Source organism: Ensifer adhaerens, from assembly GCF_001270265.1.
Lineage (GTDB): Bacteria > Pseudomonadota > Alphaproteobacteria > Rhizobiales > Rhizobiaceae > Ensifer > Ensifer adhaerens_B.
The window spans coordinates 50,211-68,364 of sequence record NZ_LGAP01000012.1 but is presented as its reverse complement, the minus strand read 5'-3'; the positions used below and the strand labels follow the sequence as shown (position 1 = coordinate 68,364).

At 58.1% G+C, this 18,154-nt stretch carries 18 protein-coding genes and 3 pseudogenes; 10 read left to right on the top strand and 11 right to left on the bottom strand.

Annotated elements, in window-relative coordinates:
• Positions 1-7: 7 nt before the first annotated feature.
• Both AC244_RS35490 and AC244_RS36555 read right to left on the bottom strand, forming a co-directional pair.
• Positions 8-385 carry a hypothetical protein gene (locus AC244_RS35490; RefSeq protein WP_082366909.1) on the bottom strand — a complete coding sequence of 126 codons (378 nt, stop codon included), beginning with the start codon at positions 383-385 and terminating at the stop codon, positions 8-10.
• A gap of 322 nt (positions 386-707) precedes the next feature.
• Complete coding sequence (locus AC244_RS36555; RefSeq protein ID WP_152976006.1) at positions 708-1,202, bottom strand: hypothetical protein; 495 nt, start codon at positions 1,200-1,202, stop codon at positions 708-710.
• A gap of 118 nt (positions 1,203-1,320) precedes the next feature.
• Between AC244_RS36555 and AC244_RS18385 the strand changes: the two genes are divergently transcribed.
• The 5 genes from AC244_RS18385 to AC244_RS38175 all read left to right on the top strand — a co-directional run bounded on the left by AC244_RS18385 (position 1,321) and on the right by AC244_RS38175 (position 5,631).
• Positions 1,321-2,232, top strand: coding sequence for a CheR family methyltransferase (locus AC244_RS18385; protein ID WP_053250271.1), 912 nt, complete (start codon positions 1,321-1,323; stop codon positions 2,230-2,232).
• A 105-nt stretch (positions 2,233-2,337) separates the two neighbouring features.
• Positions 2,338-3,864 carry an oligosaccharide flippase family protein gene (locus AC244_RS18380; protein ID WP_152976005.1) on the top strand — a complete coding sequence of 509 codons (1,527 nt, stop codon included), beginning with the start codon at positions 2,338-2,340 and terminating at the stop codon, positions 3,862-3,864.
• A 54-nt stretch (positions 3,865-3,918) separates the two neighbouring features.
• Positions 3,919-4,389 (top strand): YqaA family protein, encoded by a 471-nt coding sequence (locus AC244_RS18375; protein ID WP_053250269.1) that lies wholly within the window; start codon positions 3,919-3,921, stop codon positions 4,387-4,389.
• A 446-nt stretch (positions 4,390-4,835) separates the two neighbouring features.
• Entirely contained in the window at positions 4,836-5,264 is a 429-nt protein-coding gene (locus tag AC244_RS18370) for a DUF305 domain-containing protein (protein ID WP_053250268.1), read from the top strand.
• Positions 5,265-5,295: 31 nt separating this feature from the next.
• Entirely contained in the window at positions 5,296-5,631 is a 336-nt protein-coding gene (locus AC244_RS38175) for a four-helix bundle copper-binding protein (RefSeq protein WP_053250267.1), read from the top strand.
• A gap of 65 nt (positions 5,632-5,696) precedes the next feature.
• On the opposite strand, the gene AC244_RS18360 is transcribed toward AC244_RS38175, so the two are convergent.
• The 3 genes from AC244_RS18360 to AC244_RS18350 all read right to left on the bottom strand — a co-directional run bounded on the left by AC244_RS18360 (position 5,697) and on the right by AC244_RS18350 (position 9,998).
• Positions 5,697-6,203, bottom strand: coding sequence for an SRPBCC family protein (locus AC244_RS18360; protein WP_234716971.1), 507 nt, complete (start codon positions 6,201-6,203; stop codon positions 5,697-5,699).
• Positions 6,200-8,410, bottom strand: coding sequence for a copper-transporting P-type ATPase (locus AC244_RS18355; protein WP_053250266.1), 2,211 nt, complete (start codon positions 8,408-8,410; stop codon positions 6,200-6,202). Before AC244_RS18355 ends, AC244_RS18360 begins: the two co-directional genes overlap by 4 nt.
• 106 nt (positions 8,411-8,516) lie before the next feature.
• The gene (locus AC244_RS18350; RefSeq protein WP_053250265.1) at positions 8,517-9,998 is read right to left on the bottom strand and encodes a multicopper oxidase family protein; all 1,482 of its coding nucleotides are present in this window, start codon (positions 9,996-9,998) and stop codon (positions 8,517-8,519) included.
• A 577-nt stretch (positions 9,999-10,575) separates the two neighbouring features.
• Here AC244_RS18350 and AC244_RS18345 point away from each other — a divergent pair.
• Positions 10,576-11,148 carry a cytochrome c gene (locus AC244_RS18345; protein WP_053250264.1) on the top strand — a complete coding sequence of 191 codons (573 nt, stop codon included), beginning with the start codon at positions 10,576-10,578 and terminating at the stop codon, positions 11,146-11,148.
• 7 nt (positions 11,149-11,155) lie between these two features.
• Positions 11,156-11,378: pseudogene (locus AC244_RS18340) on the top strand (penicillin-binding protein 2); the annotation flags it as partial.
• Between the two features lie 448 nt (positions 11,379-11,826).
• On the opposite strand, the gene AC244_RS18335 reads toward AC244_RS18340, so the two are convergent.
• Both AC244_RS18335 and AC244_RS18330 read right to left on the bottom strand, forming a co-directional pair.
• Positions 11,827-13,077: an MFS transporter gene (locus AC244_RS18335; RefSeq protein ID WP_053250262.1), complete on the bottom strand. Its 1,251-nt coding sequence runs from the start codon at positions 13,075-13,077 to the stop codon at positions 11,827-11,829.
• A 3-nt stretch (positions 13,078-13,080) separates the two neighbouring features.
• The gene (locus AC244_RS18330) at positions 13,081-13,818 is read right to left on the bottom strand and encodes an MBL fold metallo-hydrolase (protein WP_053250261.1); all 738 of its coding nucleotides are present in this window, start codon (positions 13,816-13,818) and stop codon (positions 13,081-13,083) included.
• Between the two features lie 75 nt (positions 13,819-13,893).
• On the opposite strand from AC244_RS18330, the gene AC244_RS18325 reads away from it, so the two are divergent.
• Positions 13,894-14,568: an ArsR/SmtB family transcription factor gene (locus AC244_RS18325; RefSeq protein ID WP_053250260.1), complete on the top strand. Its 675-nt coding sequence runs from the start codon at positions 13,894-13,896 to the stop codon at positions 14,566-14,568.
• An 85-nt stretch (positions 14,569-14,653) separates the two neighbouring features.
• Positions 14,654-15,304 (top strand): class I SAM-dependent methyltransferase, encoded by a 651-nt coding sequence (locus AC244_RS18320; RefSeq protein ID WP_053250259.1) that lies wholly within the window; start codon positions 14,654-14,656, stop codon positions 15,302-15,304.
• A 204-nt stretch (positions 15,305-15,508) separates the two neighbouring features.
• On the opposite strand, the gene AC244_RS18315 is transcribed toward AC244_RS18320, so the two are convergent.
• Complete coding sequence (locus tag AC244_RS18315; protein ID WP_053250258.1) at positions 15,509-15,994, bottom strand: SRPBCC family protein; 486 nt, start codon at positions 15,992-15,994, stop codon at positions 15,509-15,511.
• 6 nt (positions 15,995-16,000) lie between these two features.
• A complete protein-coding gene (locus tag AC244_RS18310) occupies positions 16,001-16,309 on the bottom strand; it encodes an ArsR/SmtB family transcription factor (RefSeq protein ID WP_053250257.1) in 309 nt (102 codons plus the stop codon).
• A gap of 32 nt (positions 16,310-16,341) precedes the next feature.
• Between AC244_RS18310 and AC244_RS18305 the strand changes: the two genes are divergently transcribed.
• The gene (locus AC244_RS18305; protein ID WP_234716970.1) at positions 16,342-17,154 is read left to right on the top strand and encodes an ArdC family protein; all 813 of its coding nucleotides are present in this window, start codon (positions 16,342-16,344) and stop codon (positions 17,152-17,154) included.
• Here AC244_RS18305 and AC244_RS38170 read toward each other — a convergent pair.
• Together AC244_RS38170 and AC244_RS18295 are read right to left on the bottom strand one after the other, a co-directional pair.
• A pseudogene (locus AC244_RS38170) lies at positions 17,088-17,351 on the bottom strand (NUDIX hydrolase); the annotation flags it as partial. The gene AC244_RS18305 and the pseudogene AC244_RS38170 overlap by 67 nt on opposite strands.
• Before the next feature lie 286 nt (positions 17,352-17,637).
• A pseudogene (locus AC244_RS18295) lies at positions 17,638-17,874 on the bottom strand (helix-turn-helix domain-containing protein); the annotation flags it as partial.
• Positions 17,875-18,154: the final 280 nt, after the last annotated feature.

The following is an 18,154-nucleotide window of genomic DNA, read 5'->3' as shown; positions in this document are numbered from 1 at the left end:
CTCTAATTCAGATATTCGGGGGCCGGTGCAGTGCCGGAAGCTGGCCAATGACGTGGGCGTCGTCAATGAATTCGCGAATGGGAGCAACGCGTGGCCCACCAACCATATCGACGTGCGCGACAATCGCCATGCTGACACAGAAGCCTTTGCAGCATTCTTGCTTCGAAATTTTCTCTGCATCCTCGGGGGAGGAGGCGTGATCACCGTGAGAATGCTGGTCGCTTGCCATCTCGTGATGATCGCCGGGCTGCACAATTTCCGGATTTGATGAAGTGCCGTGCATAGCAGCTGAGGCAGTTGGCAGGGCATAGCTCGCCAGTGACAATACAATCACCAAGCGAAGCAGAACCAGCATTTTTTGCAATGTGATTCGAAACATACCCATGCCCGAGGACTACCATCGGTCGTTAAGTTGTCAATTGTCAGGTTTTACTAATAGACGATTCGCGTCGATTCTGTGGCGCCGGACGACCCGCCTTTTGTCGAAACAGCGCTTGGGGGTCCTGGGAGAGTGCGAGGGCCTGCGAAAAGGGACAGGCTTAGAACCAATTACGCATTTTGGCTGAATTTCTTGGCCAGACGACGGAGTTGATCGCATGCGCCAACGAACCTAGAAATGCGAGATGGCAAAGCTATGGATCTCATATCTGAGTGGTTTGATGAAGGTAGCGATCATTTTGTCGTTCGCTGTATTCACCTTCCATAACTCAGAACAGGCGGCATTCTTTGCTGCCCACAATAGCGCCGCCATTGTTGAAGCCGCGAATGATGTCGACCCTTCGCATCACTGCGTGAGTATGGCAGATGAGAATAGCGATCACCACAAAAGCGAGCATGGCAACGGCAAGTGCTGCGGTGCGATGTGCTCGGTTTTCGCGGTCCTGACCGACGTCTCGACGTTGGCTGACCGGGTGCCAGCCACAATGCAGCCACCCGCTGTTTGGTCGGAGCCGAATTCGTTCTTTTCCCCCAGCCTCTATCGCCCCCCAATCGCCTGATTTTGTGAAATCGCGCCGTATCCGCAGCGCGTAGTCGCGTAAGCCGCTCAGTTGGCTCACGCTATTGGAGATTTCACAAAACTCAGGTTCAGAGATGAACGGGTGCTCACATCCGGTCTGGCGCAGGTGGCCATCCAGCACGCGTCCGAAAGCTGATGGCTGGCGCCTATGCGCGGCCGGACCGGACTCGTTCCGCGCGTTCATCGACCGAACTCACTTTGCTCCTCGCTTGGACACCGGGTGGCGCGAACCTTTCGCCAAAGAGAGGTCGTTGCCTTTCGGGATTGCGCGGCGTCGGAGCAACTCATCAGGAGTTCAGTACATGTCCGCTGTAAACTTCACCGAAGTCGTTTTCCAAACGCCGCGCCGTGTCTGCCACAGTATCTGGGACGGGCTGCCTGGCGCGATTACGCAGACTCGCGCTATGCGCCGTTTCGGCAAATTCATTTACCGCAGATTCACCCGCAACACGGTTCGCATCCAAAGTCATTATACGCAGTTCATGCGCAACCCGCCGCTGTTGGATGTCTTGGCGAGGCTTTTGTCCGCGTACCAGATTGGGTCGACCGTCAAACTGGCGTCAATTGGATGCAGTACAGGCGCGGAACTATACTCGGCCCTGTATGTGCTGCGCCGAGCACGGCCAGACTTAAGCATTCTGGCGACTGGCGTGGATATTTCGAGCGAGGTCGTCAAAGCTGCCGAACGAGGCATCTATTGTCCAGGCCAGTCCGCCGCAATAAACGGCTTGTATCTGGAAGGGCGGCCAGAAGTCTTCCGGGAAGATATCAATGCTCTTGGCGAGGTGCTTGAAGTTCAGCATGGTGGGACGCTCCGGGTGCAGGATTGGCTTCGCAAGGACACCAACTGGCTTACAGCCGATGCAACGGAAGTTGGGCTCGCTGCCACCCTCGGGCCGCACAATATCGTTCTTGCAAACAATGTGATGGGTCCGATGGACGACCCGTTTGCCGAAGTCTGCTTGCGGAACGTGATGAACTTAGTCGAGCCCGGGGGATACCTTGTTGTTGATGGTATCGACCTCGATTTGAAGACGCGGGTTTTGGCAACGTCCGATTTCAAGCCGGTCCTGCTGCGTCAGGAAGACGTATGGACGGCTGATGGGTCGAAGGACGGATGGCCGTGGGTCCGTTGGGGGCGCGAACCTTTGGATTGGACTGAACCATGCTGGGAGTTGCGATACTCGATAATCTTCCAGCGTGCCCGAGTATGAGGCGCGGGAGAAGGATAGGCGAAGGGTATGCGCTTTGGTGTATTCCCCTCACGTATCAACCATTCGCTCTGCCAAGTCTCCGCATCTTGATGGAGGACCAGTCCGTTGAATGACAGATCGGTAGGCCAGCCAAACCAGTCGCTAGATGAAGACGGTGCAAGCGCAAGAAACTTGAAGACCGGCGGATCAATCATGGCCGGAGGAGCTTGGGTGATTGCCGCCAAGGCGATTGCTCAAGTCACACAGCTTTGTACGTTCTTTGTTGCCGCACGACTTCTCGCGCCGACCGAATTTGGATTGTTCGCATTCATTTCGGCCATAGCCATTCTCTGCGTTGTTCTTGCGGAAGGGGGCTGGGCCGAATTCATAATGAAATCCGGTGACGACCGCGATCGTTTCGACCAGGTGGCGACAATCGCTTTGCTGAGTGGTCTGTTCTTTACAATGTTGGGGTTGGGTGCCTCGGCAGTTCTTTATCTCTGGACGGAGAGATACTGGGAAAGCGCTCTTCTCGCGCTCTTCAGTTGCTGGATGCTGCCAGCCGCCGTTTCGACCGTATATGACGGCACCCTCGTTGTTCGTGGTCAGCTGCGTCAGCAGGCGGGTATTCGCATCGTGGCGGAGGTGGTCGGCGTTGGTGCAACCATCACAGGGCTTGTTCTCGGATGGCATGCGGCCGCCCTGGTCGTCGGCAGAATTGCCATCCAGCTGATGGTACTTATGGGGTCAGCCCGGATCGTTGGCTGGAGGCCGCGTTTATCTATCACGCGATCGGTGGTGAAGGACGTTATTGAGTTCTCACGGCATATTGTCGCGAACCGGATCATCGTCTTTTTCAGCTCATATTCTGGAACGCTCGCAGTCGGTAGTTTCCTTGGTGTAACCGAGGCCGGGTACTATCGCGCTGCGGAACGAATAGTCTCGGCCATCTCCGAGTTTTTAGGCGAGCCAACCCGGGCACTTGGTTGGATCGTCTTCAGGCGTGCCCGGGACCGGCAGGCCGAGCATCAGGACAATTCAGTTGCCGAAGCGAGCGGTCGCTTTCTGACAGTCCTGCTTGTCGTTGCTTCACCCATCTATCTTGGGCTGATGCAGGTGTCGGACGCCCTGGTTTACTTCGTACTTGGCGAGCAGTGGATGCCTGCCGCACTCATCGTGTCAGTCCTATGTCTGAAGCAACTACTGCTCCTACCGGGTTACATCACCGAACCGTTGCTGTCCGTGATGGGGAACGTGAGCAAGAGACTGCCGGTCACGCTGTTGAACGTCTTCGTGTCGTTGTCACTAATTGTCGCGCTCGCGCCATTTGGTCTGCTGCCGTTGGCGGTGGGACAATGCGTCAGCGCGGCCTTTGCAGTGACGACGTCGGTCAGATTACAGATACGGTTCGGCGGCGTTGACTGGCGAAGCGTGATGAAGAATATCGCAATCCTAATCGCGCCAGCCGCTTCAGCAATGGTCGCCGTTGTTGTTGTTCTTCGTGGCAAGTTGGAGGTGCCGTCGATCCCGTTGATGTCGACATTCCTGTTACAGGTTGGGATTGGCGCTGCGGTCTATTGCTCGATCTTCCTGCTGCTTGCTCGATGGACAGGGCGCGTGAAGCTTGCCCGGCAAGGTGAGTTGTCATTGTAGAGGTCGGCGAACTGGGTCTCCGCGCCGGTTCGATCGCCAACCCATCACCGCTATATGTTGGTCTTTTTTGCTGTGATCGATCTCACTGCCTACATCGGACTTTTTCTGGTTGCATTCGGTGCGGCAACCGTTTTGCCGTTCCAATCGGAGCCTGTGCTCGTCGGCCTTCTTCTATCCGGCAAATTCTCCGTGGCGGGATTGATCGCCGTCGCCCGCCTCGGGGATGTTTTGGGGGCTGTTACGAACTGGGTTGTCGGCCGCTTCATTGATCGGTTCCATGACGCAAAATGGTTTCCGGTCAAGGCGGCCTCGCTGGAACGAGCCAGCGGATGGTATCGACGCTATGGACGATGGTCGCTCCTTCTGTCGTGGATGCCCCTTTTCGGCGATGCGTTGACCGTGACGGCTGGTGTATTGCGCGAACCGCTATGGTCTTTTGTGGTGCTTGTAACCCTGGCGAAGACGGGCCGATATCTGGCTCTGACAGCAGCGACGTTAGGTACCCAAGCCGTCCTCGGGTTGTGATCGGGGAGGGCGTTCGCCGCGAGTTTTCGGGAACATTCTCGTTGCAGGTACGTTTTGAGGCGAATGGGAATCTGCCTCCATGCCAACCTGGAGCATAATTTACCGCTGGGTCAAAGTCGCGGCCCTGTGCATCATGGTGGTAAACCTCCATGTTGCGGCAGTCGCAGGCAACGGCAATAGATATCTCAGCTGTCCGACGGTCACAGAAACAACCCATGGGTCTGGATCTGCGTCTCATCATAATGCCTGCTGTGCCGGTGTGCAGTGTTGCCCCGTTCTTCCGGCGCTGCCATGTGCTGACCCGCCCGCCGCTCTCGTCCAGCTGCCAACGGCCTATCTGGACCAGACACGCCCATTCCTCATCGTGCGCGGGCTGGACCCACCGCCGAAGTCTTCACCCTCCTGAGATGAAATACGATTGACGTTCAAACCAACAGGAGAATCCAATGAGAACCGTCCTCAAGTTCGCGGTTGCCGCAGCGGTCGTACCGTTCGTCGTTCTTTCCGCAGGCACAGACGCCAAAGCTCAAATGCCTATGCCGGATGCATGCAAAACCGAAGCTTCCGCCATGAAAGACATGAATACGTCGGGTGGTGGGATGCAGATGGGCGAAATGGCCGATCATCAGAAAGCGACAATGGAAAGCATGCAAAAAATGCACCCAGCGATGATGCAGGCCATGAGGGCGAAAGATCCGGACGTCGCGTTTGTTTGCGGGATGATTGCCCACCACATGGGCGCAATCAGCATGTCCGAAGTTGAGCTGAAGTACGGCGATGACGAGCAGGCCAAGTCGATGGCGCAGAAGATCATCGACGCGCAGAAGAAGGAAATCGAGGAAATGACCACCTGGGTGAAGGAACACGCCAAGTGATGCTCGAACTTCCCTCGAAAGGACACAACTCATGCATCATCATCAATCGTCAGAGATGAAATCGTGCATCCAGGAGTGCTTGGCCTGCTACCAGGAATGCCTTTCCACAGCCATGAATCACTGCCTCGAAATGGGCGGTGAACATACTCAGCCCAAGCATTTCACGCTGATGATGGCTTGCGCAGAAATCTGCAGGACGTCGGCGCATTTCATGCTCATCGGGTCGGAGCACCACAGGCATGTGTGCCGGGAGTGCGCCGAGATCTGCACGCAGTGTGCTGAAGATTGCGAGCGAATAGGGGAGATGCAAAACTGCGTGGATGCGTGCCGCCGTTGTGCGGAAAGCTGCCGTAGAATGGCAGCATAGATGTCGGTCCCGAGGGCGCCTTCGATGGGCACCCTCGGGAATTTTGTTGTCCCTTGACGGCAGTATCAGGGCGCGACAACACTCGACTGAAATTTGGCTGCGGCATCCTCGGACATCCGACGAAGGCACCAACGTACGTAGGCCCTTCCAAACATCGTGCCAATGAACTTGCCAAGGATGGAGCTTGGATAGTTGTAGTTGATGAAAATTCGCAGTCGGCAAAACCCTTTTGCGGGCGTGATTTCGAATCCGACTTGATGAGCGCCGATAACGAAAAGACGTGTTCGGCCGAAGGTCCGCCAGGTTTTGAGGTGGGGCGGACGGCGATCGACGATCACTTCTTCCACTGCCAAAGGCAGGCCGAGGAGGCTTCCGTGCATCTTGATCACGGAGCCAGCCGCTCGCCCTCCGCGTTCGTCAAGCTCGTAGATCATCCTTGCGCCCAGCATCATCATGGAAGGCTCTCGCATGTGGCTCCCGATACGCGCGGGATCATCCATATAGCCGAACAACGCTTCGGCTGACGTTGAAACATCCTTGAGGACTTGTGCTGAATGGTCGTACAGGATCACTTTCGCACCACCTCCACGGCTCTCAATCTGAGCGCATTCGCGATAACACTCACGGATGAAAGGGCCATGGCCGCAGCGGCGATTATGGGGGACAGGAGAATCCCGAAGGCCGGATAGAGAACGCCAGCCGCCAAGGGTATGCCAGCGGCGTTGTAGATGAAGGCGAAGAAGAGGTTCTGCCGGATGTTTTTCATAGTAGCGTGGCTCAATTGTCGTGCCCGCGCAATGCCTTGAAGATCACCCTTCAGCAGGGTTACCCCGGCGCTTTCAATGGCTACATCCGTGCCGGTACCCATGGCGATACCGACATCAGCGGCCGCAAGGGCCGGGGCATCGTTCACTCCGTCACCCGCCATCGCGACGATCCGACCTTCGTTGCGCAAACGCGTCACGATCTCGCTTTTGTGCTCTGGAAGGACCTCCGCCTCGACTTCTGTAATTCCGAGCTTTCGTGCGACGGCGTTGGCGGTCGTCTTGTTGTCTCCTGTAAGCATGACCACCCGGACACCTTCGCTCAGCAAGGTCTGAACGGCAGCCGGTGTCGTCGCCTTGATCGGGTCGGAAATTGCGAACAGGCCGCCGACACGTCCATCAAGGGCGACAAAAATCACGGTCGCTCCTTCACCGCGCAGCGTCTCAGCCTCCTGCGTTAGGACCGATACGTCAACTCCAACCTCCTCCATGATACGGTGGCTGCCGATGACAAGCTTGCGTCCATCGACTGAGCCGGTGACTCCCTTGCCTACCGGACTGTCGAAATCTTGCGGCGTGGCGAGGTTTAGTCCTCGCTCGGCGGCGGCATCCACGATTGCGGTGGCTAAGGGGTGTTCGCTCGCGCGTTCCAGGGACGCGGCCAATCGGAGTAGTTCACTTTCCGCCAGCCCTGCTGTGGTCGCAATCGATGTGACCTTCGGTTTGCCCTCCGTCAAGGTTCCGGTCTTGTCCACGACCAGCGTATCGACCTTTTCTAAGCGCTCCAATGCTTCCGCATTTTTGATCAGCACACCAAGCCGTGCGCCACGTCCAACGCCGACCATAATGGACATGGGGGTAGCAAGGCCCAAGGCGCATGGGCAGGCGATGATAAGCACCGCGACTGCCGCGACCAACCCGTGTGCGAAACGCGGTTCCGGGCCTAGCCACAACCAGGTAGCAAAGGCCACGAGAGCAATCGCTATGACTGCGGGCACGAACCAGCCTGACACCTCATCGGCCAGACGCTGTATCGGGGCACGCGAGCGTTGGGCGTCGGCGACCATACGAACTATCTGCGAAAGCATGGTATCGCGTCCGACTTTGCCAGCCTCCATCACGAAGCCCCCGGTCTGGTTCATCGTCCCGCCAATGAGCTTTGAACCGACCTCTTTGGTCACTGGCATAGACTCGCCCGTGATCATCGATTCATCGACCGAACTGCGACCTTCGACGAGGGTGCCGTCGACCGGGACTTTTTCGCCCGGCCGAACTCGCAACCGTTCGCCGACGGCAACTTCTTCGAGCGGGACGTCTTCGTCTGTCCCGTCACTGCGAACCCGGCGGGCCGTCTTTGGAGCGAGATCCAAAAGTGCCCTGATCGCGCCGCCCGTCTGCTCGCGAGCCCGCAACTCCAGAACTTGTCCAAGAAGAACAAGAACAGTGATGACAGCGGCGGCCTCGAAGTAAACCGCGACCGATCCATCCACAGATCGGAATGTGGTTGGAAACAGCCCTGGCGCGACCGTAGCGACCACGCTGTATGCCCATGCCACCCCTGTACCCATTGCGATCAGTGTGAACATGTTGAGATGACGTGTGACGATCGATCGCCAAGCCCGTTCGAAAAACGGAGCGCCTGCCCATAGAACGACGGGTGTTGCCAACACAAGTTGAAGCCAGTTCGATGCCTGTGCACCGAGCAACATGTGAAGGTTGGTAAGGTGGCCGCCCATTTCCAGGGCGAGGACCGGCAATGCGAGAACAAGGCCAATCCAGAACCTATGCGTCATATCAACCAGTTCGGGGCTCGGGCCTGTCTCCTCGGTCACGACTTCTGGCTCAAGAGCCATCCCGCAGATTGGGCAATTGCCGGGACCGATTTGCCTTACCTGCGGATGCATCGGGCAGGTATAGATCGCGCCCTCGGCCTGGCCGGGCACCGCAGCATCTGACGCCCTTTCTTGCGCTGGTTGTCCGTGATGATGGACCGAATGCTTCTGTTCGTTGTTCATCGAACTGAACTCCGTCGTGGCCGGTGTTTCGTTGGTGAGGCGTGAGGCACCCGTATTTGCTCAAAAAGGTGGCTGATCACGCCCACACCCGCATTCGGGGATCTGCTCACGTTGCATCTTCGTAGCTTACGAACGACATCATCCCAGCCGCCATATGATAAAGGTGATGACAATGGAGGGGCCACCGACCGGGATTGTCGGCATCGAACGCTATGACAGCGCTTCCCATCGGGGGAATAAGAACTGTGTCTCTGACCGCGCCGGAGAGCGGATTCCCATTGATGCTAATCACCTGGAAATGATGACCATGCAGGTGCATCGGATGCGCCATCATCGACATGTTGTGCATCGCCACTTCGACCCTTTCCCCTTGCTTCACGTGCAGACCGTCGCCTCCATTTATCTGCCACTTGTAGCCTGCCATGCTGCCAGCGAGCGTCAGGGCGAAACGCTGATCTGCTGGACGGGCGGGAAGGGCATTGGCGGGCCTTAGCAGTTTCTCAAGATCGAAGCCGATCACCGGACCTTTGGCGCCTCCTTTGGTGGAATGCTTGACCACGTTTGCGCCAGGGGAGGCGAGGATGATGCCGGTGCGTTCGTCGGAACCTTCGCGCAAGGCAAGGATCGAATACGCTCCTCCGCTTACCGGTAGCTCAAGCCGTATGTCCAGGCGCTGCCCCATCGAGATAGGGAAGCGGTTGGCCGAGAGCGGCCGTATCGCTTGACCGTCTACGGCTACCAGTTGCCCAAGTAAAACGCCCGTATCAACGGTGAACGCCGTGGCCGTGGCTCCGTTAATGATGCGGAGACGAACCCTGCCGCCTTTCTCGGTCGCGACAACCTCTGGGTCGTCCAGCGTGCGGTCATTGGCAAGATACGCGTCATACTCAATATCGTTGAGGTCCATGGCCGCCATCATGGTTCCAGACATGTGCCCCGCATCCATGGTGGAACCTGCCATGCCCTGCATCATGCTGCCATGGTCCATGGCCGTGTCGTCGTGCTTGGAGCCGGAACCTTGCAGATTGGCGAGCAGTTCCTCGGCAGGCGTGAACGAGAAATCATGTAAGAGGATGACGACCTCCTGTTCGTCACGTTTTGCATCTTCGGCGGTCCTGACGATCAGCGGCGCGGCCAGGAGATTCTGCTCTTGGAGGGTGTGAGCGTGCATCCAGTGCGTTCCTCCGCTTCCCACGGGGAACGTGTAACGCCGCGTTTCGTTCGGTTCTATTAAGGCCGCCGGGTTGTCGGGCACGCCATCCATCCTCCAAGGGGGCGTCAGGCCGTGCCAGTGAATGAGCGTGGGATCACCGATGTTGTTGGAAAGAGTCACGTCAAATTGACTGCCCGCATCCAAGGTGATCCCCGCTGTCCCGTCGGCTTGAACGAGCCCGAAGACGTTGGCAGCCTTCCTATTTACCTCGATCACCCGCTTCGCAATCAAAAGCGAACGGGTCCCGATGCCCGATGACGCAGTTAGTTTATCTGTGGTCGCCTGCGACCACGCACTCGTAGGAAACCAAGCGGGAGCCGAACCGACAGTTGCTGCACCCGTCACCATTTTTCCTAAGAATTCACGACGTTTCATCTGTTTGACTTTCTTTCCCGTGTCGGCATTGCCGACGGAATGGTCGCCGTGAGGAGATCACGGGCAACCGACGATCATTTCGCGGCTGGCGGAATGTTCAGGCGAGGGATCGGGGAGGGCCAAGAGCAGGTTGAAAGGTGAGGCCGGTAAGGGACTGCTGTGGATCCAGGTGCCGCTGAGCGCTGGAATCCAGGTGAAAAACAACAGGAGTCGGAACTAAGACGCTGCACAAACTGCAGACGCTCTTGCCGCAACCCTTATGATCGACAGGATGGGCATCATGCTTGCGAGCGAAATCGCTTTGCGATGTTTCAATATACGCAGTTTGAGTGGAATTGTTTTCGCATAGAACAGGAGCGCCCTCGGCCATCGGTGCGACAAGAACCATAATTGTGACCAAAACGGCCAGCAACTCTCTTCCGCATCTTCGAATGGTTTGGCTTACGGCGATCATATTCTCGCTCGAACCGAATTCATCAATTCAAGCACAGTGCCGTGCAGTTGCAAGAGTTACATTGATCCTGATCAAATGGGAGCTCGTCGGTGAGAACGGGCATTTTGGGGTGTGGAAGAAGGCATGAGCGCCAATACAAACGCGACCAAATTAGCGTCTCTGATGCTCGAGACGATTGCTTTCATCACCGCAATCTCTGTGGCGCCTGCGCAAACCGCCGCAAGGAGTGACGTTCCACAAAGACAGCAAGGCATGAAGGCGATGGCAGACGCGGCTAAGACCATCAACGCCATGTTCAAGGACACGCTGCCGTACGACGCAAAGAGGTTCAAGGCGGCCGCCGAGACCATCCGAGCTCACTCGGGAGCAGCGCTGTCTGCACTTTTCGACGGTCCAGTTACATCGTCAGAATCGAAAGCCAGTGCAAGCATCGAACCCGAGCGCCAGCAATTTGACAAGCTGGCAAACGACCTGAGCATTTACGCGTCCGCCCTTTCCATCGCAGCTGATAGAAACCCCGAAAGACTCGGCACTGGAACACGTATGCAGGCGGGCGACGCCATGGGTGGCGGACCGCTTGCAAGGAAAGTCGATGCCGCGAGAGATGCGGGATCAATGCCCGCTGAACATGCTTTCCATTTGATGCTTCAAACGTGTACGTCGTGTCACGCCAAGTTCCGGATCGAGGGCGAGTAGCCGAGATTTAGCGGCCTCCGGTCACGGGCCTACCGACGGCAACGGAGAATTGTTGGCAACCGATCTCAATATGGTGTCGCTCTATGCGGAGCCTCGAAAGATCGTCGATGCCGATGAAGTCGTCGAGAGGCTAGCGACGGTCATTCCCAATCTCGACGGGCGATACGCACAGGAAGCTGCAATCCGGCTCCGCGTTCCAATGGCTGAGACGACAGCTCAGCAGCAGGCGGATATACTGGCACTTGGCATAAGGCCAACACGGTAGGCGTGCTGTTCGCCGAGCGTGAGAAAGCGCTGTTTCATCAAACCACTCGCCGAAAATCTGTCGAGCGCAGAGCACCGTTTCGCAACGGATATTGCAACAGCTCCGCACCATTGTGACACCCTCTAAACCAACTGGCGTCAAGAACTGGCAAATAAGCTTCGGAGGTTATGAGATTAAGTAATTGATTTTGCTGTATATTATTCGATTTACGGACGATGGCCTCGTGCCGTTGTCAGTCATTTCGACGTCCGGCCGCGTGATCGCGCCCGGTCCCGGTCCCGCTCACCGTCTTCGACGTTGACGGTGAGCGCGTCTGCGAATGCGCAGCCGCCATTGACCGAGCTGCACATAATAACAGTGATTGTAGGAACGCCATCAACCGCTCTTTGCTGTCGTAGATAATCGGCGAATGATCAGCTGCTTTTATTCGTTTCTTCTGCGGCCCACCAGTAAACGGTGCCGGAGAGGAAGGTCAGGATGCCGATCGAAACGATCGCCGCGGAAAATCCGAACCGGTCGGCGATGAGTCCGGCGGACAGAGCTCCGATGGCGTAGCCAAGGTCGCGCCAGAAACGGTAGACGCTGAGGGAACGAGCACGCCAAGTTGGATGTGAGGCATCGGAAACGGCTGCTATCAGACATGGATAGACCATTGCGGTGCCGGCACCGAGAAGCAGGCTGCCGAGCAGCCACCACGCGAACTGACCACCGAGCGCGGTTATCAGAAGTCCTGCTGCTTGGACCCACATTCCGCCCACGATCAGCCCCTTGCGCCCCCATCGGTCGCTGAGAGGACCAGTCACGACCTGACCGACTCCCCAGACGATCGGATAGACCGCCTTTAGCAGGCCGATGCGTTCGATTCCGAGGCCGAGCGTCGTGAAGAAGAGCGGAAAGATGCCCCAACTCATCCCGTCGTTGAGATTGTTGACCAGCCCCGCCTGCGAGGCGGCGAACAGATTGCGGTTCTTGAAGGATGTCAGCATGAACACCTCCCGGAACGAGAACGGCGATGCCTCCTTCGACATGCCGCCCGCTTCCACGCGGACATGTTGACGGGTGTCGCGAACCAGCAGAATGGAAAGGAGGGTGCCCGCGAGGGCGTAAGCGATGCCCACATAGATCGGCACCGGGCGCAAACCGTAGCGGCTTGCGAGATAGCCCGTCAGGAAAGCGGTGAGGCCGACGGCGAGATAGCCAGCGAACTCATTCAGGCCGACCGCCAATCCCCGCCCTTTGGGTCCAACGAGATCGACCTTCATGACCACCGTCATCGACCAAGCGAACCCCTGGCTCAGACCAAGCAGGACATTGGCGGCGATCACCCATTCCCAATTCGGGGCAGCGACGATCATGAACGGCACCGGAAGCCCGACAAGCCAGCCGACCACCAGGACGCGCTTGCGGCCCCAGCTGTCAGCCAGCTGGCCGGAAACGAGGTTGGCAAGGGCCTTGACCACGCCGAAGCTGATGATGAAGGAGGTGATCAGGGCGGTCGACTGGATGTGGAACTCGTTTGCGCCAATGAGCGGCACCACAGTGCGTTCGATTCCGACCATGCCGCCGACGAAAGCGTTGATGAGAAGGAGCAAGGAGAACTGCTGCCAATTCTCCTTGAGGCCCAGCTTGACTGATGACGGCTCCCGGATCGCTGGCAGTGTCATAGATCAGGCCGTCGCAAGGACGCCGGAATTTATCGCCCGCAATTCCGCTGCCTGCGGCGGAGCGGGCGGGATGTCCTTGGTCATGAACGCGACGAACTCGCTTTCGGTCTCGATCCGGAACGCCTTGTTGAACTGCTTTTCGAAGCCGATCGTCGATGACGGGTTGCCGCTCAGGCTCCGTCCGCATACCGACCCCGCATAGGCGCCGGGCATGATGCCGAGATAGTCGGGAAGTGCCTTCAGCCTCTGGATACTGCGGAAGAGGTCTTTCGCGCCTTCCTCGGCACTGACGGCGAGCTCTGTTCGGCCGAGATCGCCCACCATGAGCGTATGCCCCGTCACCACGAACCACGGCTCCTGCGCCCGTGTCCGGTCCGTCACGAGAAGGCAAATATGCTCCGGCGTGTGTCCTGGCGTGTGCAGAACCTTGAGGACGACATTGCCGAGTTCGAGTTCGTTGCCGTCCCGGACGGCCTTGAACGGCAAGCCGACGTTCGCCTTCTCCGACAGCACGTATTCGGCTCCAGTGGCATCGGCCAACGCCCGCCCTGCGGAGATGTGGTCCGCATGGATGTGGGTGTCGATGACATAGAGGATACGCATTCCGGGCTTTTCAGCGGAGCGGATATAGGGCCCGATATCGCCGACCGGATCAATCACCGCCCCGGAAGCTCGGCCACCGCAGCCGAGAAGATAGGAAATGCCCACCGGATCGGTGTGAAGGAACTGTCTGACGATCATGAGCTTGCGAGCCTCCCGTTGCCGTGATAGAGTCATTCAACTAATATCGCGAATGATTGAGCCGGGAGGAATGAATTGTCAAGTGCGAAGAAAGCAGTCTTTGCCCGCCTCGCTGAGATCGCGCAGGGACTTGCCCATGCGCACCGCATCGAACTTCTGGAGCACCTTGCTCAGGGGACCCGCACCGTCGAAGAGCTGGTCGCATTGACCGGGCTGACCTTCGCCAACACCTCGCGGCATCTGCAGGTGCTGCGGCGATCCCACCTCGTCATCGCGCAGCGGCGGGAGAAACACGTCTTCTACAGCCTCGCTGGCGAGACCGAGGTCGTCGCTTTGATGCGGGCGATCGGCGCCGTCGGAGAGCGGAACGACGCCGAGGTCAGGCACATCGTCGCCGACTATTTCCGCTCGTCAGAGACGCTAGACGCCGTATCGCGGGAGGAATTGCTTTCCAAGCTCAAGGACGGGACGGTCACGGTGCTCGACGTGCGGCCTGAAGACGAGTTCCTGCTCGGCCACATTCCCGGCGCGCTCAGCATGCCGATCGAGCAACTCTTGCAAGGCCTGACGAAGCTGCCGAAGGATCGAGAGATCGTCGCATACTGCCGCGGCCCTTATTGCGTCTTCGCCTTCGAAGCGGAGGCCATCCTGCGCAAACGGGGGTTCAACGTCCATCGCTTGGAGGAAGGCTTCCCGCAGTGGAAGGCAGCTGGTCTGGCTGTCGAGACGGCGGGAACGGCGGTGCGATGACCGTCTCCGTGTTGAGCCGTACGCAAGGTCCATCGTTGTGGTAGCTTTGGCACGGAATTCATGACGTCCAGGGAGGAGGACTATCTTGAGGAGGCCACGCTTCATCGCCGAGCAGGCCCGGAACGCGACCGGACTGGTGGGCAGGCTCATCGCGTTCATTATGTCGCACGAAACGAAGGGCGACAACCGACGCGCGATCGACGCGCTTGACGTCAAGCCGACCGACCATGTGCTGGACATCGGCTGCGGACATGGCCGCAGCCTCCCCGAACTCGCAACGCTCGCCTCGACTGGCAAAGTGTCGGGAGCCGATCCGTCCGATCTGATGGCAGCCATCGCCATCCGGCATTGCGGACAGTTGATCCCATCCGGCAGGGTCCAGGTGGTGATCGCTGGGGTCGACGCTCTGCCATTTCCGGACGCCGCCTTCGACAAGGCTCTGTGCGTCCATGCGGTTTATTTCTGGCCCGATCTCAGCCGCTCGTTCGGCGAAATCGCTCGTGTCCTGAAACCTGGTGGACGTCTGGCGTTGTTGTTTCGTACAAATGCCAACCAGGCGGTAAATGCGTTTCCTTCGGACGTCTACCACTTCCCGGCCCTGGACGAGATGAGGAATGCGCTCGAGGCCGTCGGCTTCGCCGTCGACGTTCCAGCGGATGCGGCCATCGCGCAGAAGACTGCCCCCGTCCTCCTCATCGCCAGTATGATCGAGAACACGAAGTCAAAATTGACGTAGCTAGCTCACCGTCGAAGACCATGCCTGCGACGGGTCGCGACGCGCCATGTCCAAGAACCCGGCGATATAAGCGACGTTTCCTCTCCGCTCCGAACCTTGCGCTCTTGCCCTGGCTCTTCGTGACGGTGCTCGCGCTGCTACGGCTCGGCCGCCGCGAGCGTGGTCTAACGCGGCCAGCGGCGACCGAGTAGGGGCTTGAGACTTTCAAACCGACGTTGCTTCATGGACGGCGTCTTCGAACCTCGCCAGGATGCCTGGCCAGCCCTGCTCCGAATCGAACACGCTTCGGCTGGCCTCGGCCGCGGCTCCGTAGTTCTCCAGTTTCCTGTGTTCGAGCGAGACCTTGGTGATACCGTCTTCTACAACTGAGAACGTCACTTCGACTTCGGTGAGGAGTGACGGGTCATACTTCCAGTCCGCACCGATGCGCCATGCAAGCACGAGTCTCTCCGGCGGGTTCCACGCGAGCACGTCTCCCCATTGGCACTCCGAGCCGTCTTCGCCGACCTCGTACCATCGCCCGCCCTCGCGGGGTTCGATGTACGCGGCCGACAGCGGCGACGCGCCGATGGTGTGCGTGCGTGGCCACCATGTTCCAATAGACGCCGTGAACACCTCGAAAGCGCGCAGCCTGTCCGCGTTCACAGTCACCGAACGCCGGACGGGCGCGGGCGCGATTATCTGGTCCATGTCTGTTCACTCCTCTTTCTGTTCCACCGCTGATTTGAAACTGTCGAGCGCATCGACCCACAGAGTGTCCAACCAAGCCCGCATCTGAGCCAGGCCGTGGGGGTCGATCTGATAGATGTTCCGAGTTCCCTTCGATTCCGAGGATACCAGCCGGGCATCCTTGAGCACCTTGAGATGCTGGGACACCGCCGACTGGCTGACTGGGAGAGCGCGCGTCAGTTCCGCAACAGACCGTGGTTGCCCAGCCACGAGTTCGAAGATGGCGCGGCGGGTCGGATCTGACAGGGCGACGATGCCTGAGTAATCATAAGTCATAACTTATAATAAGCAAAAACTGATGAATGGCAATGAGCAAGAAGACGACCGGCGAGCGCAGCAACATCTATACCCGGATCACCGACCGGATCGTGGCGGATCTCGAACAAGGCGTTCGTCCCTGGATGAAGCCGTGGAGTGCGGCAATCACGGATGGGCGCATCACCCGGCCGCTCAGGCACAATGGCCTGCCCTATTCCGGCATGAACGTGCTGCTTCTCTGGTCCGAGGGTATGGCGCGAGGTTTCTCCTCGCCGATTTGGATAACCTTCAAGCAAGCCTTGGAGCTTGGCGCGGCTGTTCGAAAGGGCGAAACCGGATCGACCGTCGTCTTCGCCAGCCGGTTCACCAAATCGGAGGCCGATGGTCACGGCAATGAAGTCGATAAGGAAATCCCTTTTCTCAAGGCCTATTCAGTGTTCAACATGCAGCACATCGATGGATTGCCCGACATCTACTATGAGCGGCCGGCACCGGTGCCCGACCCAGTGGAGCGGATCGAGCATGCGGATCACTTCTTCCGTAATACCGGCGCGCTCATCCGTCACGGTGGCACTCAGGCCTATTATTCCCCCATCATGGATTACATCCATTATCTAAACAGTCGAGCTGTCTCACCGACCACCACTGCCCTTCAGGTGGACATCGGTACGGCGTGGGTAGAGGCGTTCGGTTGGCGGCCCAACAGGTGTGATCAGCGGGAAACGCCCGTGAACGTGCGGATGAGAGATGCAAGTTCCGGCTCATCGACGAGGAGTGCCGCATCGTCAGCCGAAAGCCAAGCCATTCTTCGCTGCCCTTTCTCGGGCCACTCCGTGCGCTGCTTGGTCACCTGGAGCGGATGAACAAACACTTGGAGTCGTTCGAATTCGCCGACGCCACGCTTCCAGTAAGTATAGCTGCCGATTGGCTTTTGTCCCACTTTGCCGACGATGCCAGCCTCCTCATAAGCTTCAGTCGCCGCTGCGTCGGATTTCTTCTTGCGTTTCTTTGGCCAGCCCTTCGGTATGATGAAACGACCCGTGTCACGCGAGGTGATCATCAGGATTTCGACGTTGCCCGATTCTGCAATGCGATAGGGAAGCGCTGCGATCTGCAGTCGAAGAACTGGGGCATTGGTCGAGTCGGATTTTTTGATCTTCGCCATCAACGCTTAGACTTAGCGTTCATGCTCATGTTCGGCAAATCTCAGGTGTGGCCGCAAAATCCTCCCCGCAACGATCCGCGCAGATGATCCGCTTCATCTAATCGCGTATTTCCTTCACATTATGGGCTGCTGCTGATTATGCGCGTCCTGTCAGACGACAAGCGCGCGATCTTCCAGGCGGCAACGCACGCGCAGCGCGCCGCCGCTCTTTGCGGATGTCGTCAGCAACCGTTGGGAAGTAGCCGCCATATTCAGGCAGCTCGCGATCGTGGAATGTATTGCGCCTGATCTCGCGATAGATCGTCGAGCGGTGACGACCGAGTTGGCGCGCCATTTCATTGATCGGCACCTTGCGTTCGACAAAGTGGCAGAGGCGGCGTCGATCAGCCAGATTCAGCTGCGAATAGCATCGTGACATCCAAAAATCTCCAAGGGGAAACCATTGAAATCATTGGCATGTCGCACTTCGAATTAGAATGTACATTATGTGCTTTTTAGATCGCATAATGTATCGTCTGGAAACGACGGCGTGGGATTTTCGGTAGCCGTCGTTCCATGACGTGAGGCAGATTAGTCGTCCGCGCGGACGGACAATCGAGATCGCCGATCGTGCGGCGTCGCGCGCAGGCCGTCGATCGGCCGCGTGGTACATTGGCACTTTCAATGGCAGACAAACAGGACTATATAGCTAGACAGTC

Bases quoted from the DNA above. Each gene is read 5' to 3' on its own strand.
- AC244_RS18385 (WP_053250271.1), top strand. From the start codon at position 1,321: ATGTCCGCTGTAAACTTCACCGAAGTCGTTTTCCAAACGCCGCGCCGT.
- AC244_RS38175 (WP_053250267.1), top strand. From the start codon at position 5,296: ATGCATCATCATCAATCGTCAGAGATGAAATCGTGCATCCAGGAGTGC.
- AC244_RS35490 (WP_082366909.1), bottom strand. From the start codon at position 385: ATGGGTATGTTTCGAATCACATTGCAAAAAATGCTGGTTCTGCTTCGC.
- AC244_RS18310 (WP_053250257.1), bottom strand. From the start codon at position 16,309: ATGACTTATGATTACTCAGGCATCGTCGCCCTGTCAGATCCGACCCGC.
- AC244_RS18330 (WP_053250261.1), bottom strand. From the start codon at position 13,818: ATGATCGTCAGACAGTTCCTTCACACCGATCCGGTGGGCATTTCCTAT.
- AC244_RS18305 (WP_234716970.1), top strand. From the start codon at position 16,342: ATGAGCAAGAAGACGACCGGCGAGCGCAGCAACATCTATACCCGGATC.
- AC244_RS18335 (WP_053250262.1), bottom strand. From the start codon at position 13,077: ATGACACTGCCAGCGATCCGGGAGCCGTCATCAGTCAAGCTGGGCCTC.
- AC244_RS18315 (WP_053250258.1), bottom strand. From the start codon at position 15,994: ATGGACCAGATAATCGCGCCCGCGCCCGTCCGGCGTTCGGTGACTGTG.
- AC244_RS18370 (WP_053250268.1), top strand. From the start codon at position 4,836: ATGAGAACCGTCCTCAAGTTCGCGGTTGCCGCAGCGGTCGTACCGTTC.
- AC244_RS36555 (WP_152976006.1), bottom strand. From the start codon at position 1,202: ATGAACGCGCGGAACGAGTCCGGTCCGGCCGCGCATAGGCGCCAGCCA.
- AC244_RS18355 (WP_053250266.1), bottom strand. From the start codon at position 8,410: ATGAACAACGAACAGAAGCATTCGGTCCATCATCACGGACAACCAGCG.
- AC244_RS18345 (WP_053250264.1), top strand. From the start codon at position 10,576: ATGAGCGCCAATACAAACGCGACCAAATTAGCGTCTCTGATGCTCGAG.
- AC244_RS18375 (WP_053250269.1), top strand. From the start codon at position 3,919: ATGTTGGTCTTTTTTGCTGTGATCGATCTCACTGCCTACATCGGACTT.
- AC244_RS18350 (WP_053250265.1), bottom strand. From the start codon at position 9,998: ATGAAACGTCGTGAATTCTTAGGAAAAATGGTGACGGGTGCAGCAACT.